General features: G+C 44.9%; 12 protein-coding genes. 9 read left to right on the plus strand and 3 right to left on the minus strand.

The window, feature by feature from the left end; translation table 11 throughout:
- Nucleotides 1-543 precede the first annotated feature (543 nt).
- The 4 genes from ASN18_RS04460 to ASN18_RS04475 are packed head-to-tail and all read left to right on the plus strand — an operon-like array spanning nt 544 to nt 5,048.
- Nucleotides 544-1,041, plus strand: coding sequence for a YajQ family cyclic di-GMP-binding protein (locus tag ASN18_RS04460; protein ID WP_085051444.1), 498 nt, complete (start codon nt 544-546; stop codon nt 1,039-1,041).
- A gap of 23 nt (nt 1,042-1,064) precedes the next feature.
- The gene (locus ASN18_RS04465; protein WP_085051446.1) at nt 1,065-1,472 is read left to right on the plus strand and encodes a hypothetical protein; all 408 of its coding nucleotides are present in this window, start codon (nt 1,065-1,067) and stop codon (nt 1,470-1,472) included.
- Nucleotides 1,473-1,521: 49 nt separating this feature from the next.
- Nucleotides 1,522-2,325, plus strand: a complete 804-nt coding sequence (locus tag ASN18_RS04470; RefSeq protein ID WP_085051447.1) for an inositol monophosphatase family protein — start codon at nt 1,522-1,524, stop codon at nt 2,323-2,325.
- An 8-nt stretch (nt 2,326-2,333) separates the two neighbouring features.
- Complete coding sequence (locus tag ASN18_RS04475; protein ID WP_085051449.1) at nt 2,334-5,048, plus strand: AMP-binding protein; 2,715 nt, start codon at nt 2,334-2,336, stop codon at nt 5,046-5,048.
- A 19-nt stretch (nt 5,049-5,067) separates the two neighbouring features.
- On the opposite strand, the gene ASN18_RS04480 is transcribed toward ASN18_RS04475, so the two are convergent.
- From ASN18_RS04480 to ASN18_RS04490, 3 genes are read right to left on the minus strand one after another with little or no spacing between them, the layout of a single operon-like run.
- Nucleotides 5,068-5,538: a hypothetical protein gene (locus ASN18_RS04480; protein ID WP_085051451.1), complete on the minus strand. Its 471-nt coding sequence runs from the start codon at nt 5,536-5,538 to the stop codon at nt 5,068-5,070.
- Between the two features lie 4 nt (nt 5,539-5,542).
- The gene (locus ASN18_RS04485) at nt 5,543-6,859 is read right to left on the minus strand and encodes an AAA family ATPase (RefSeq protein ID WP_085051452.1); all 1,317 of its coding nucleotides are present in this window, start codon (nt 6,857-6,859) and stop codon (nt 5,543-5,545) included.
- Nucleotides 6,860-6,883: 24 nt separating this feature from the next.
- Complete coding sequence (locus tag ASN18_RS04490) at nt 6,884-7,948, minus strand: class I SAM-dependent methyltransferase (protein WP_085051454.1); 1,065 nt, start codon at nt 7,946-7,948, stop codon at nt 6,884-6,886.
- A 259-nt stretch (nt 7,949-8,207) separates the two neighbouring features.
- On the opposite strand from ASN18_RS04490, the gene ASN18_RS04495 reads away from it, so the two are divergent.
- The 5 genes from ASN18_RS04495 to ASN18_RS17770 all read left to right on the plus strand — a co-directional run bounded on the left by ASN18_RS04495 (nt 8,208) and on the right by ASN18_RS17770 (nt 15,996).
- The gene (locus ASN18_RS04495; protein ID WP_085051455.1) at nt 8,208-10,313 is read left to right on the plus strand and encodes an HAD-IA family hydrolase; all 2,106 of its coding nucleotides are present in this window, start codon (nt 8,208-8,210) and stop codon (nt 10,311-10,313) included.
- Nucleotides 10,310-10,543, plus strand: coding sequence for a hypothetical protein (locus ASN18_RS04500; protein WP_085051457.1), 234 nt, complete (start codon nt 10,310-10,312; stop codon nt 10,541-10,543). Before ASN18_RS04495 ends, ASN18_RS04500 begins: the two co-directional genes overlap by 4 nt.
- A complete protein-coding gene (locus ASN18_RS04505; protein ID WP_085051459.1) occupies nt 10,540-14,709 on the plus strand; it encodes a glycosyltransferase family 2 protein in 4,170 nt (1,389 codons plus the stop codon). The genes ASN18_RS04500 and ASN18_RS04505 overlap by 4 nt, the downstream gene beginning before the upstream one ends.
- 53 nt (nt 14,710-14,762) lie before the next feature.
- Entirely contained in the window at nt 14,763-14,990 is a 228-nt protein-coding gene (locus ASN18_RS04510; protein WP_085051461.1) for a DUF8180 domain-containing protein, read from the plus strand.
- A gap of 103 nt (nt 14,991-15,093) precedes the next feature.
- Entirely contained in the window at nt 15,094-15,996 is a 903-nt protein-coding gene (locus ASN18_RS17770) for a lytic transglycosylase domain-containing protein (protein ID WP_306688606.1), read from the plus strand.
- Nucleotides 15,997-16,114: the final 118 nt, after the last annotated feature.

The raw sequence follows: 16,114 nt of genomic DNA on the forward strand, positions 1-16,114 counted from the left end.
TAAATCAGAAATATATGCTGAATTTAAGGCGCTATCCATCTGCGAATGTACCGCATAGTGAGTAAATTTGTCAAGCCGTTTTTCACTGTTTCCGGCATTTTTGGCCATTTGGCAGCCAATCTTGCAGTAAACATATAATATTATATGTATTTTTGCACATATCTGTATTTCTGCGCCCTGATGCGAATAGGAGAAACGCAGGGCGCTTCCTAAGTAGAGTCTGTCCATAAACTCTAACTACTCAATAAATAAGGGCAAATGGTATAATTGCAGAGAAATCAAGAAACAGGAGGGGAGAATGAATCTATTGAACGATTAGAAACTGCAATTTGAGAAAGGCTTATGGGCATTGAGTCCTGAACTGGCGCTAATAGATACAATACTGAACGAGCATTCTGAGATAATAGATACTTTCAGTTTCAGATAAGGCAGACCTAAGACAACTGACCGCACAGGCATTTGAAAACGTACTGGTAAAAAATTAGTAAGATAATGCGAAATATGCTATAATACCATTTAAAATCGTTTACGGAGGACTACTCAATGGCCGACGAACATTCTTTTGACATTGGCTGTCAGGTTGATATGCAGGAAGTTACCAATGCTGTTAACCAAAGCATGAAAGAGATTGCCCAGCGCTTTGACTTCAAAGGCAGTAAGAGCAGCATTGAAATCGACAAGGGTAATAACACCATCCTCGTCACCTCAGATGACGAATTCAAGCTGAAAAATGTCCTTGATATCCTTCAGGGCAAACTTGTAAAACGCGAGGTATCCCTTAAGGCCCTCTCATACGGCAAGGTCGAACCAGCCGCCGCAAGCACAGTAAGGCAAAAGATTACCCTCCAGCAGGGCGTTCCCATTGACAAGGCTAAGGAAATCGTAAAAATCATCAAAGATATGAAGCTCAAGGTGTCCTCTGAAATTCAGGGTGACTCCGTCAGGGTCAGAGGCAAAAAACTCGACGACCTTCAACTCATCATCGAAAAAATTAAAGGACAGGACTTTGACATACACCTACAATTTACTAATTACAGATAAACAATTCAAGGAGGAGTTTTTTTATGGCATCGGGATTTAATGAACTTATAGATGCAACAATGAATTTCGTAAAAGAGCGTTTCGGTCAGCCAAGCTATGAGGGTGTTAATATCTTCTGGGACTACCTGTCGCTGCTTCAAAACAAGGGCTTGGCCATGGGCAATGACTTTACTGAGTTTTCAGCCCGCATTCTTGATGCAATGATTGACTATCAAAAGGCCGCCGCCTCAACCTCCGACATGGAGAATAAACTCATCGAAATCACCCAGGTTATGCTCGATTTCATTAAAGACTCTAAGGGCACGGGAAACTGGAATGATTTTCTAAGTCAACTGACAGATAAACAAATCGAACTCAGCGAAGAGTACACTCAGTACATTAAGCGGGTAATTGAGGCAGTGCATACCATGTATTCATATCACATATGGTAGGGGCTTTTTAACAGGCCGCCATTAATTTTACATCTAAAAAAGGTGAGGCGTGACAATTGATGACCTGAGAAACATAGGGCAAGAGCTTCTTTCGGTAATCCCACGCTATCGTTTCGCCGAAAACGCGCGCACGGGGCTTCGTACCGGGGCTGCAGGGGATACGACATTCCCGCTGGATGAGGCTGCTGAAAATATCATTGTCTCCCGTATCAAATCCCTGGGGGAGCCATTAAGCATCGTCTCAGAGGAGTGCGGTATTGAAGACGAAGACAGCTCAAGTCTCAGAGTAATCATCGACCCCATAGACGGCAGTAAAAATGCAATAAATGGTCTGCCTATGTTTTGTACTTCAATTGCAGTTGCAAGCGGTACAACTCTTGATGACGTATACATGGGATATATTGTCAATCTCATAAGCGGAGATGAGTTCTGGGCAGTCAAAGGCTGCGGTGCCTGTTATTTTAATGGCAATAAAACACATACTAAAACAGACGACAATATCGAGATAGTGCTTTATGAATCTCAGAGGCCCTCAGAAGAGCTGCCCCGCATGAACCGCCTGTTTTCTTACACCGTAAGGACACGCTGCCTGGGGGCAACCGCCCTCAATCTCGCACATGTGGCCGCCGGGTCTGTCAGCCTGTTTGTCACACTATCGAAATCGCGTAGCTTTGATTTTGCCGCAGGATATTTAATCGTAAAAGAGGCCGGGGGCATATGTACCGACGCAGAGGGCCGCAACATCAGCACCATCCACACCGGACTGGGAAAGATAAACACTATACTGGCGTCAGCGAACGCTCACATTCACGCAAGAGCCCTCGACGCCCTCATTAATTCACATTACAGATGAGATAAATAATGACAAAAAAAATGAAAGAAACGCCACAAAACTCAAGCTCAATATTCAACCGATTTGCCGAATCGGCAAGGAAGAACTCCGCAAAAAAGGCATTTATATATTGCAGCTCAGGCGAGAAATCAACCAGCCCCGCCCCAGAGTGCCAGACATACACATATGCAGACATCCTCGACAGGGCAACCGCCATCGCAGGTCTGCTGAAAGACATTGGAACAACAAGCGGCTCAAGGGCAGCGATATGTGCTGAAAACTCACCAAAGTGGTGCGCATCATATCTTGCGGTAACGGCAGCGGGCGGTGTTTCAGTCCCAATGGACTCAGAACTTGGCGCGGGGGAAATCAGAAATCTGCTTATTAACTCCGGCGCTTCTGTCATATTCACAAGCCGCCACACGAATGACAAGGTACGCGGCGCGTGTGAGGGCTTGGCAGTCCATCAAATATTATTAGATTCCGGTGAGTTTAATGATATTTGGGAAAACGCTAAGACCGGCGCCGCTGCCCCAGAAGTTCTATCGATGCCCAATGATACTGCATCAATAATCTACACCTCCGGCACAACGTCAACCCCCAAGGGGGTCATTCTGACGCATAAAAATTTCCTCTCTGACGCTGCCGCAGTAATCGAAACGGGGCTGATAACCCCCTCAGACAACGTACTTTCCGTACTCCCGCTCCATCACACTTATCCCTTTATGTGTACATTTTTAGTGCCCTTATTTGTCGGGGCGACAATCACATATCCACCCAGCCTTAAGGGACAGGAATTAATAAGCACAATTCGTACGCAGTCTGTTACTATCTTAATCGGTATTCCACGTCTGTTAGAGATGTTCCTGGCCGCCATAGACAACAAGATTGCCGCAAAACCTGAGACAGCACGCCGTGTCATCAATGCACTGAACACTGTATCGCACACGCTCAGACGAACGCTTGATATAAACGCCGGAAGGTATCTCTTTAAGGCCGTGCAGGAGGCATTTGGAGGGCAGTTCAGGTTTATCTCATCAGGAGGCGCGCGCCTCAAACCAGATGTGATGACGCGCCTTGAGTCCTATGGATTCACTGTCGTTGAGGGCTATGGGTTGACTGAGACATCCCCTGTAGTAACGTTTAATCCTCTTGGAAAACGAAGACCCGGCTCTGCCGGTGTGCCGCTTAAGGGGGTAGAGATAAGTGCCCCGCGAAAAACCGGTAACACTCCACCGCCAGAGGGTGAAATCCTGATTAAAGGGCCGATGGTAACAACAGGGTACTTAAACATGCCCGATGAGACCGAAAAGGCCTTTGGTGCAGACTCAACGGCAGTCGGTTGGTTTCACAGCGGTGACCTCGGCTATATAGACGAGGATGGCTACCTGTTTATAACCGGCAGGTCTAAAGAGGTAATCGTCCTAAGCTCGGGGAAAAACGTCTATCCCGAAGATGTTGAACAGGCATACTCTGCCATACCATTAATAAAAGAGATGTGCGTCCATGCAAGTGGCCCTGACACAGATGCAGTCAGGGCAATTATCGTCCCCGACATGGATTACGCAAAAAGAATGAACATAGCCACTGTTGAAAATGCCCTCAGATGGGAAATAAATAAAATATCCACAGAGCTGCCGCCCTATATGAGGATAAAAGGCTTTGTGATTCACTCAGAACCACTGCCCCGGACCAGACTAGGCAAGATAAAGAGGTTTCAGCTAAAGGCCATTGCATCTGCCGCCCCCGAAGAAGGCAGCAATACGCCAGAGGGGCAGCCTGTCACAGAACCATACGCCGCCGCAGTTATCTCAATACTAAAGAATCTCATGGAACTGAATCGTAATATCTCAATTGAAGAGAATCTTGAGCTTGACCTCGGCATTGATTCACTGAAGCGTCTGGAGCTGCTTGGTGCGATTGAAGAACACTTCAAGGCGCGGCTTCCCGATGGTTTCGGGCAGGCAATTCACACCGTTAAGGAATTGTCTGATGGGGTGAGGGAGTTTTACGAAAGGGCGGGCTCTAATACAGGCACAGCCATCCTAACAAACGAGGCACAGAGCGGGTTTAAGGAGATGTTTAGCACCCCGCCCGATGCACATGACCTGCAAAAAATAGGCATTCGTAATTCACTGCCTGAGAGATTAATCACACGGGCTGTACTGTGGCTGATAAGACAGTGTATCAGGAGGTTTTACAGGGGGCAGCTCATAGGGATTGAAAACCTTACAGCACCGCCCTATATTATTAGCCCAAACCACACGAGTTATCTTGATGCCTTTATAGTGGCGGCACTTCTGCCCTGGGCAGTGTTTAAAAATTTATATTTTCAGGGGGCTGAGGACATATTCAGGAGCGCTCTGGCAAAGCTATTTGCACGTCTTGGGCATGTGATTCCGATTGACCCTAATGTGAATCTTGAAAAGGCGATGACGATGTCGGCATACCTATTGAGACAGGGGTTGTCACTGTGTATATTCCCAGAGGGTGGGCGTTCGGTTGACGGCACACTTCAGGTGTTTAAGAAGGGTGTTGGAATACTATCAAAGGAGTGCGGGGTACCGGTAATCCCTGCACGAATAGACGGTGCATATGAGGCACTGCCGCGCGGGGCATTCCTGCCAAAACCCGCCTGCATAACCCTGAACTTAGGCAAACCAATACCCCCCGCCAGCGGCACGTATCAATCTATAACCGAAGAGGTGAAGGCAAGGATTGCAGAAATGGGGAGGAATGATTAGAGAGCCCCTGTGATCGGAGTTAAACCTTTATCTCATGTTTCTTAAGCATAATTGAAAGCTTACCATTTTTTCTATACAATTCGTTCTTCAACCGATCTCTTTCTGCAGAAACTATCTTAGGTCTTCTAAGTTTTGATGCGACGATATATGCACTTACCGACTTTGAATCAATATAAAACTTATTAATGCTACACTTATTCAGTGTCATTAGAATTTGCTCTATAGCATATGGTACACCTCTTTTTTTTCCTTTTAACTCAACAAAATAAAGTGTGTCATCATCGCAATCTATAAATAAAAAATCGCATTTAGCTTGTTCATTTTTTATTATACAATCGTCAATCTCAATTACCATAAACTTTTTTTTAGAAGCATTATTAACAATGAACTCCATGTTATTAGCTTCTACATAGAAACTCTCATCATTGCCGTTACATAAAATACAGTGCTCATAGCCTGGATATTCATTTTTGAATATTTCACAAATCATCGTATTATTTTATATCAAATAGTTTCTCGTAAACATCTTCTATGTCATCGGAGGCCTTATCGATTGCCTCTGCCTTAATAAAATTCAGTTCCCTGTCTACTATATCGATACATTCCCCACCTTCCAGTTCATACACATCCATCTTATCTATATCTATCCACAAACTTTTATCGACAATCTTAGTTACTTCATTCTCTATACTGATTTTCTTGGCAACATTGTTTGCATGTATCAGATTGTTAAAGCTCGTCAGAATATATGGGCTGTGGGTGGTTATTATCATCTGGCCTTGGGTGGCGTTCATAACGTAACTTATCAATTCGACCAAATCCCGTTGGGCTATAGGATATAGATGTGCTTCAGGTTCTTCTACAATGAATAAAACTTTCTGCTTATTGTATTGATCATCGTACAATATTTTATTTAGTGTTAACAATATCCAAAGACATTCTTGCTGCCCCGAAGAAGCAAATTGCATCTTTACAAACTTATTTCTATTTATATACAATCTTTCTTCGTACGTTTCCCTATCCCTTACCTTTTCATACACATAATCACCTTTTAAAATAGTTTTAATATACTTGCTTGCATAACTATGGCAAGATGTTCTTTCTGTGTTTTGTTCCATATCTTTTAAGTAGAAAATTCTATAGTTTCTGATCCTTTCAATGAAATTACCAGTCAATAAGTCTTTGTACTCAATATTTTCTTTACTCATCTGATCTGCGAACACCGTTGCCATAGCTCGACCAGCCGGAATATAGATAGCAGAGGTATCATCTTTAAACAAGTTGTTTAAGTTTCCTTTCAATTCCCTGAAGCATCTTTCCTTCCGTTCACTAATTATATTGATATCCACATCCGATGACAAACCGGTTATCGCTTCATTGATACTCCTTATGTTATTAGAACAGGAATAAAAAGGCTGTTTATAACTATTAGTCAATGCATCGGTCATATCGATATTAAGTGGGGTTTTGGTTGAACTTGAACTTAGCGATATAGATTTATCCTCGTCGTATTCATACTTAACTGATAAGCCTTTCATAGAATATGTAGAACCATAGATTCGAAGAAACTTATGTCTGATGACACTTAGTAATCCATTATTTAAATATGTAAAATTTACCTGGACAGGTGAATTCTCTATCTCTTCCCTAAAATACCTATACATCTCATCCTTAATTGTCCTAAAGAAATAAATCAACTTGCTCACGGTACTCTTACCGGTGGCCTGCTGGCCAATCAGGACAAGGTAATCCTTTATGTCCATTTTTAGGTCTTTTATTGGTCCGAAGTTCTTGATGTGTATCTTATGCACTGTCGGTTCCCTGCCCGGCGTCCATTATTTTGCGCAGATGCAGGCGATGTTGTTGAAGTACACTGTGCCGTTAATCGTATTGGGGTGGATTTTGACGAATTCTATATCCTTGAAATGCGGCTTTAACAGGTGATGCAGGCTGTTTTGATTGAAGAAATTGACGTGTGTTGCCTCAAGTATGTGCCACGGCACTACATTGTGCTGGTAACACACCGGTATGGCGCTTATGTCCGGGACAGTTATCAGCGCCCTATTCCTCGCTATTCTCGCAATTTCACTGACCGCGCCTTTAAAGTCAGGGATATGCTCTATTACCTCTGTGCAGACAACACTTTCAAAGCTTCCATCTTTGAACGGACACTTTGAACCGCTCTTATACAGAGTAACGTACTCCTGAATGTCAGGGTACAGGTTTTCAATAATCGCCTCACTCTCTATCTCTATACCATAGGCCTCAATCCCAATGCCGCGCAGATTCCTTATCAAGGCACCACTTCCACATCCAAAATCCAGCACCGGCGACAGCAGGTAGCTGCTCGCTAAATTCATTATCACCTCAGATACATACCTGGCAGCAGGCGCAGAGCCGTATATATCCTTGCGCGTGGCCGGTTTCGTCTGAGAAATCAGCTCGGCATAGTGTGGGGCTGCAATCTGATATTCAATTTTCGAACTAAATATCTCCTCATCCTTAAAGGTTACCCTCAAGTCCTTAAATGCCGAAGATACCTGATATTCCAGAGCAAACCCTGAGAAATAATTAGTTATTCCTGCATGAGCCGCTATGTCAGCCCTGTGTACCCTGTAATAAAACGCAACCGGCACCAAGTTATCGTCTATATATAGTTTAATATAATCCAACAGCTGTAAAACATTCTCTATATACCAGCCTTCCAACCGGAGAAGCCCGCAGGGTTCTATATCTATTGCATCAATGCACCCGCCTTGAAACGTTCTTAGGATGTCCTTTTTCACGTTATACAGCGGCGGTGCCGCAGACTCTGACCCCAGGTGGGGAAATCTTACCGCTGCCCTTGGCAGTATCTTAAGCAGCCCGTTCTTAATTCTATATGATAAACTTCCTTTCATCCCGCTCCCGTTGCTCCCATTCAACCCTTCTCAAAACCGCTTGATTGTCCAACTTCCTGCCGTACTACGCAATGCTGGCTCTGCTGTCCGGTATAGTAACACAACTAAAGGAAAAATAAAAGCAGTTATTGACAAATAAATGTTTCTCTTTTATAATCAACACGAGCGCTGTAAGGCTCGCAAACGCTGAGTCAGTGTACCGAGCGCTGCTTGATGTGGTTTCTTAATATTAAGCCTGAATATATACCTAAAGATATAGATGATACGCTCAAATGGACGACAGGTCAAGACGCCAGGCGTCTTAAGAACTGCAATAGAAAAACTGACCGGCTCTGTGGACATTATTTCTTTCGATGTCTTCGATACGCTGTTTGAAAGGGAAATTGAACCACCAGAAAAGGTAAAAGAGGCCGCCGCCCGCGCCTTATCTCAATATTTAAGCGATACTCACGGCTTAAAATACTCACCGCATGAGTTGTACTCCCTCAGAAATCTGACAGAGACACGCTTAAGACAACTCTCAGGCGCCGAAGGCAAGGACACCGAATGCTCCTTTACCGCCATTGCCAGTGAAATGGCACGTGAAATTGCCAGTGAGGCGCCGGGCGACATAGGCAGTAAAATTCAGAGACAAATCATTAAGTTTGACATTGACATTGAAAAAGATGTTATCTATATCAAAGAAGGCATGAGGGAAATCCTCCAGTGGCTCAAATCTCTGAATAAACGAATCATTGCCACCTCCAACATGTATCTCGACAAGGAACACTTCCGGGAAATATTCAAAGACAAGGGCATAGACGGTTATTTTGATAAAATCTATGTCTCCTCGGAAAACGGACTGGGCAAGCACTCAGGGAAACTGTTTGACTATGTGCTGCACAAAGAGGGCGTGCCGCCAGAGCGTATGCTGCATATTGGCGACCACATTGAGGCAGACTATAAAGTCCCGCTTCGTATGGGTATTAAGGCCATACGGCTTTATGATATATCACATCTTAAGAAAAAAAATATCCTGCTTAACTACAATGCCCTCGCCTCTAAGAATCCCTACTGGAGGGGCCGTTATGTCCTGCAGCTCATACGTCCCAATCAAACCAATCATGAAAGCGGCGATTTTTACTATAACTACGGGTACTCTTTCTTAGGCCCCATATACGCGGCATTTGTCTATGGCGTAGTAGAGGAGATAAAGAGGCATGAGATAAAAAAGGCATTCTTTATATCCCGGGAAGGGGAACTGTTCCTGAACATCTTTAAGCTGTTTGCCCCGGCACTATTAACAAAAAATGAAACTCCCACGACTGATTACGTCTATTTAACGAGAAAATCAACCGCTCTGGCCTCCTTGTGCAAGGGGCTTCCCCTGGATAAGGCGCTGCTTGGGCTTTGTAATCCGGCTCAAAAGGGCCTGTACTCTATTTTAAATGTCTTTGGCTTATATCACAGTGACATTGCAGCGCTCTCAGGAAAATACGGTTTTCATAACATCGAAGAGCCTATATGGAACTACAATGACCCCCGGATTGCCGATATGATAGCTGATGAGGAATTTCAAAGACTTGTCCGCAAATATGCCGGTGCTGACAGAGATAAACTTGAAAGGTATCTGAATCAATTGAATTTCTTTGGCTCAGACAAGACGGCCTTCGTAGATATTGGATGGAGTGCCTCGATTCAAAAGTTCCTTCAGGATACATTTATGCCGCGCGAGGACTATCCCCACGTCTATGGCCTCTATTTTGGCTTCAGCAATCTTGGGCAGTATACCTTTGACGAGACAAAAAACACTATCACAGGGGTACTGCTTGACCAGAGGCGCGGCTCTGCTATAGAACAAATATTTGCCCGTTTTGAAGAACTCTTTGAAGAGGGCGCCAGATCGCTTCAGCCAACCACAGTAGGATATAAAATAAATCCTCAAACAGGTATGGCAGAACCAGTCTTTAAGGATGAAAAAGAACACGACAGGGCAGTAGAGCTGCTCAATAACGACATGATACAGGCAATGAAAGACGGCGCCATTGATTTCTCAAGGGAATTTCTCAGGTCAATCCTGCTTACAGGCTGTACCTTTGATGACATTAAACCATTTATAATGACCACAGCAGAAAGATGTATAGCCTTCCCAACAAAAGAGGAGATGAGCTGTCTCTTTAAGATAAAACATGCAGAGGACTTCGGCTCGAAAAGCGTTACCGATTTCAGCAGTGACAGGGCCGACAGCCCCGCTATTATATTCAATCCGGCCAGATTTAAGGCAGCGGTAAAAAAGTCCAACTGGAGATACGGCACGGTAAAGTCCATGGGGATACCTGGCATTAACCTGCTCTTGAGATATTATGATATAATAAGGGGGCTATGAAGGATAACTTCTACTTTACAGGGAATCTTGACCTTAAGAGATGCGGAATCTGGCAGGTCTTGTTAATAGCCCTGCTGCATAAGTTATTGTTTCTAAGGAAATACTGTTATATGCAGCACTATCCGGCCTTCTCACAGATTGCGGCTTCGTATCTGGCTCACAGGTCGTTTTATCTTTATAATATGGCGGTATGGATTAAAAAATTGATATTGCGGTTTATAAACAGATGAATTTAAAACAAAAAATATTTAATTTGATAGCCGACACAACAAAGTCTAAAAGCGTGCATGAGCCGCCTCCCCCTCACCCTTCTACGCCGATTTCGGCCAACTGCGACAAGACCGTTTTGACCGTCGATGCGGTAGACATAATGGGCTGGGCAGTTTCACCCAACGGGATAAAATCTGTAGAAGTTTCAATCGACGATATACACACAGGACCAGCCATCTATGGCAGCGTCAGAACAGATATTCAGGCGGCCTTTCCAGAAATAAGCAGCTCCTTAAACGCCGGATTTTGTCTTTTTAAGACACTTGAGCCGCCATTACCAGATGGTCTTCACAGACTTGATGTAAAAATAACCTCAAATTGCGGTCATGTTGAAATAAGACAGTTTCAAATTGATATAACCGGTACATACGGGGCATTTTCACAAGAGAATCCAACCGTGATTGTCCACTTTGACAGGGTATTGTTAGGCCTGAAATCCATAGATATGACAGGTTTTGCGGTTTCTCCATACCCTATTGACCGCGTGGATGTGTATATTGACGATATATTCGTACACAGTGCCTTAACCGGTATCCACCGCCCTGACGCTGAGTCGATGTCCCCTTGTTATAAAGATTCTCTAAACTCAGGTTTTTGTTTATACACCGAACTCGAAGCGCCCATCGAAGTTGGCCCGCATACGATTACACTGAAGGCGGTCACTAAAAATGGCATCACAGACAGTCACAGCTTAACCGTTGACGCCGCAAATGAAACCACACCCATTGTTGATATTGTATGCGATGAAATCCATTTTGGCACAGATGCCATTGAGATTAATGGTTTTGTGGTATCATCTGTGAAAATTACTAAAATTGAAGTATATATAGATGAAGAGCTCGCAGGAAACGCCCACTGTGGACTTAACAGAATGGACGTAGCGCTGAGTTATCCCTGTTACAAAGACAGCAAGGACGCAGGGTTTTGTTTCTATAAGCAATTTAATGAACCGCTTCAGCCCGGAGTGCATACGCTTACCGTCAGGGCCGAAGGCGGACATGTCAAACAGTGGTCAGAGCAAGTTGAGATTGCCCTGCCATACAAGGCCCTTACAGATGACAACCCGAGTATATTTATAAACTGTGACATAGAGCTGCTGACGTTTGACGTTATAGAGGTAGTCGGCTGGGCAGTGTCGCCCGATGGGATTAAGGAGATTGGGGTATTCGTTGACGGCGTATTTATAGATAACGCAGTGTGCGGTGTGCCGACTAAGACCTTAGCAGAAAGATACCCATGTTACAAAGGCAGTATAAATGCCGGGTTTTGTCTGTTTAAGACACTTGAAAACCCACTGTCTGAGGGGCAGCATACCCTGACACTCAAGGCAAAAAGCAGCAACGGTCAGGAATCCGCACTTGATATAATGTGTGAGACAGTTGAAAGTTACAAAACATACTCGGTACAAAACCCAACCTTTATCGCTAGTTTTGAGAAATGCTTCCTGACCTGTGAACGAATCCTGATATTTGCGTGGATTGTTACCCCTGCCGGGCTTGCCACAACTGAGATATTCATAGACGGTGAGTTTACAGGCTACGCTGAAGGTGTTAATACAAGGCCTGACATAGCACAGCTCTATCCTTGTTATAAGAACAAGAAAAACCTGCTCTTAGGTTTTGACAAAATCCTACAGACTCCGATATCAACAGGCAGACACATACTCACAGTAAAGGCAACTGCCGAAGACGGGCAGACGATGTCGTGGGATTTTGAATATAAGGATGTTGAAACATATGCAGATTATCTGATGTCAACCGCCCCAGAGGTACTTGTTCAGTTGGACAAGGCAGTGATGTCGCTTGATTTTATTGAGGTAAACGGTTGGGCGCTGTCACCCAAAGGTATAGACAAGGTGGAAATATACCTTGATAACAGGTTTGTTGACACGGCCTATTATGGATATGAGCGAGGGGATATGAAAGAGACATTCCCCATGCATTCGTTCTATAAAAACGGGGCAAACAGCGGGTTCTGTTTATATAAGAAACTGGACGAGACGCTTGAGCCGGGGTACCACACACTCAAAGTGGCTGCGCTGTCTGTTACCGGCATATCAAAGGAGATGTACGAATACAATTTTATCAACAGACCATACAAAGAAATGCACTCTGACGTACCGCGAATCATCCTAAGCTGCGACAAACTGATGGTAACCCCTGACGTTATAGAAGTCGAGGGATGGACAGCCAGCCCCGACGGGGTAAGCACGGTGGAGGTTTATGTCGATGGCGAATATATAGATAAGGCCTTTCATGGAATCAGCACCCAGGAGATTAAAAGGCTGCTTCCCTGTTATAAAAACAGTTCACACTCTGCCTTTGTACTTTATAATGCGTATGAGCATACTTTTACCGCCGGTGACCACTTGATTACACTTAAGATAATATCTGAGACCGGGCTTGTCAGGGAATGGTCTACACAGTACTACATTGCCGATTCGTATGAGAAATATCTGCAAAAAATAAAGCATCCCCTTCTGAGTAAAATAAAAGGCACGATAGAAGAGTTCCTGTACAGGCCGAAAATATCTATAGTGACGCCGGTATATAACGTACACTCACGCTGGCTGGACAAGTGTATTCAATCGGTACTTGACCAATACTACGACAACTGGGAGCTGTGCATATATGACGACGCCTCCACACGCGCTGATACAATTGCATGTCTTCATAAATGGAAGACCGCAGACGAGCGTATTAAAATCGCATTTGGCACAGTAAACCTGCACATATCAGGGGCAACAAACCAGGCGTTAAAACTGGCAGAAGGGGAGTTTATAGCCCTGCTTGATAACGATGACGAGCTGACAAAGGACGCCCTCTATGAAACAGTCAAACTCCTCAATATGAACCCTGAGCTGGACTTCATATACAGCGACGAGGACAAGATAGAGGAAGACGGCACACTCTGCGACCCGTTTTTTAAGCCTGACTGGTCACCGGAGCTTTTTTGCACGATGATGTACACATGCCATTTTGGAGTTTATAGAAGGACCGTAATAGAAAAAATAAATGGTTTCAGAAAGGGCTACGAGGGGTCTCAGGACTATGACATGGTGTTGAGGTTTGTTGAGCAGACAACCACGGAGCGCATAGCCCACCTCCCAAAGGCACTCTACCACTGGAGAAAGATATACGGCTCGGCCTCAGAGAGCGCACAGCACAAGACCTATGCCTTTGACAGTGCTATGAAGGCACTCAAAGACTACATGCAAAGGAACTCCATCGAAGGCGAGGTGATAAACGAACACAATACCGGCCTATACAGGATTAAGAGGCAGTTGGTGAAAACACCTCTGGTGTCAATTATCATACCGACAAAGGACAAGGTGGAGTATCTGGAGAAATGCGTGAGGTCCCTAATCAGGAAAACAGATTATCCCAACATAGAGATAATACTGCTGGACACGGGTAGTGCAGAACCTCAGACACATGAATTTTACGATGAAATCAGACAGCACAGTTCAATAAGAATTATAGATTATCCAAACCCTGAGTTTAACTACGCAGAGGCTAATAACTGGGCAGCCGCGCGGTCACAAGGACAGTACCTGCTGTTTTTAAATAACGACACCGAGGTGATAGAACCTGGGTGGCTCTCGGCGATGATGGAATATGGGCAGCTGCCGGAGGTTGGCGCTGTGGGTGCAAAACTGCTCTACCCGGACAACAGTATCCAGCACATGGGCGTGGTAGTGGGCCTCAAGCGCGCGGCCTCACACGTGGGAAGACTGTACCCGGACAGAAAACCGATGGGCTTCCCATTTCTCCATGCCAAGGACGTAGTGAGAAATGTAACGGCAGTAACCGGGGCGTGCCTGCTGATGCCAAGGGCGCTGTTTGATGAAATCAAGGGCTTTGACATCAAATTCAGGATAGCCTTCAATGACATAGACCTGTGTCTGCGCGTGAGAAAGATGGGTTACAAGGTCATCTATACGCCATACGCAAAACTCTACCACCACGAATCGGTAAGCGTGGGAAAACCATACGAGGATACAAGCCGCTGTGCCGGTCTTTTCGAGGCCGAGGTTGACTTGTTCAGGGAGCGTTGGGACATAGAGAATTATATCGACCCGTACTTTAATAAAAATCTGGATGAAAGCCTGAGATTTAAATATTGACGGGTGTGTCAGAATTCCAGCATAATCAAAACACATGAATGTAAAGGGAGACCATGGACGACTATAACAGGATCAAGACAATGCTTCAACACTGGTTAGAACACAATGACGAACACGCTGCCACATATGTTAAGTGGGCGCAGCAATCCGCTGAATTGGCTGTAGACGGGCTTCCAGAGCTGTTAAACAAGATATCTGAGGAGACGAAAAAGATAAGCGGCCTGTTCAGAGAGGCTATAGGCCTAATGGAATCGGGAAGGGACAAAGGGCGGAAGGCCTGACACTTATGCCTGTTTTTACTGTTTGTTCCTGACTAAACAACTCTTCTTTAAACTACTGGAGGCTACTGGAAGTTGCTGGCACGCTATTTGCAATATATTTAGCATGTTAGGAAAGGTAGACAAAGAGTTATTTAGAGAGCTTCAGGCAACTGGGGGAAACCGGTCAGCCTCACAGGGCGCCAAGACTGCAATGAACAGCGATTTTAAGGCCGCCCTGCAGAGCGCCGTAGCAGGAGACAGGAAAAGACCCTCAACATCGTTTTCAACATCAACAGGTAAAGTATCGGGTTATGTATCAAATGACGCTGCTATGGATACGTTTTTATCAGTGGACAGGATAGACGATACGAATTTATTTCCTGAATCTGGGAATATATTTCCATCATCTGAATTCAATACAGATATTGCCACTGTAAATACTGACAGAAACACTTCATTACGCCAGATGGCAGCAGAGGGAAGGCTCCACGGGACATATGACAGGTGGGATTCCAACGCAATAGCGTCATACAAGCCGCAAAAGGGACGACTCTTCAATCAAGCCAACTTCGCTTACAAGCCGGGACAATCAGCAGACACCTTGCTGACACAGCAAACTGACGTAAATCTTGATAAATACGAAACCTATATTAATGAATCGGCATCCAATTATGGATTAGACCCGGCGTTGATAAAGGCAGTAATAGTAGCTGAAAGCGGCGGGAATGCGAAGGCGCGCTCAAGGTCAGGCGCAAGGGGGCTGATGCAGTTAATGCCTGCAACTGCCAGAGGGCTTGGCGTAGCCAATTCCTATGACCCAAAACAAAACATAGACGGCGGCAGCCGCTACCTGCGTCAACTACTTGATAAATACGATGGCAACGTCCATCAGGCGCTGGCCGCATACAACTGGGGCATGGGAAATCTTGACAGAAAACCGCACAAGATGCCGCAGCAGACGAAAAACTACATCGCAAAGGTCGAGGGTTACTACCGCGGCTACACTGAAGACGCCTCAAACGTATAACTTTACGCTGTAAACCGGAACCGCCGGAACTGCCGGAATTGATGGTGTGTTGTTTAACAAGTTGTATGAAGCGTGGCGTAGCGGATACCTGTGACTCCGCTGCACCACGCAGCATTTC

This window comes from Candidatus Magnetominusculus xianensis (assembly GCA_001541255.1).
GTDB classification, from domain to species: Bacteria; Nitrospirota; Thermodesulfovibrionia; order Thermodesulfovibrionales; family Magnetobacteriaceae; genus Magnetominusculus; species Magnetominusculus xianensis.

Bases quoted from the DNA above. Each gene is read 5' to 3' on its own strand.
- ASN18_RS04475 (WP_085051449.1), top strand. From the start codon at position 2,334: ATGACAAAAAAAATGAAAGAAACGCCACAAAACTCAAGCTCAATATTC.
- ASN18_RS04495 (WP_085051455.1), top strand. From the start codon at position 8,208: ATGATACGCTCAAATGGACGACAGGTCAAGACGCCAGGCGTCTTAAGA.
- ASN18_RS04480 (WP_085051451.1), bottom strand. From the start codon at position 5,538: ATGATTTGTGAAATATTCAAAAATGAATATCCAGGCTATGAGCACTGT.
- ASN18_RS04460 (WP_085051444.1), top strand. From the start codon at position 544: ATGGCCGACGAACATTCTTTTGACATTGGCTGTCAGGTTGATATGCAG.
- ASN18_RS04500 (WP_085051457.1), top strand. From the start codon at position 10,310: ATGAAGGATAACTTCTACTTTACAGGGAATCTTGACCTTAAGAGATGC.
- ASN18_RS04490 (WP_085051454.1), bottom strand. From the start codon at position 7,948: ATGAAAGGAAGTTTATCATATAGAATTAAGAACGGGCTGCTTAAGATA.
- ASN18_RS04510 (WP_085051461.1), top strand. From the start codon at position 14,763: ATGGACGACTATAACAGGATCAAGACAATGCTTCAACACTGGTTAGAA.
- ASN18_RS17770 (WP_306688606.1), top strand. From the start codon at position 15,094: ATGTTAGGAAAGGTAGACAAAGAGTTATTTAGAGAGCTTCAGGCAACT.
- ASN18_RS04505 (WP_085051459.1), top strand. From the start codon at position 10,540: ATGAATTTAAAACAAAAAATATTTAATTTGATAGCCGACACAACAAAG.
- ASN18_RS04465 (WP_085051446.1), top strand. From the start codon at position 1,065: ATGGCATCGGGATTTAATGAACTTATAGATGCAACAATGAATTTCGTA.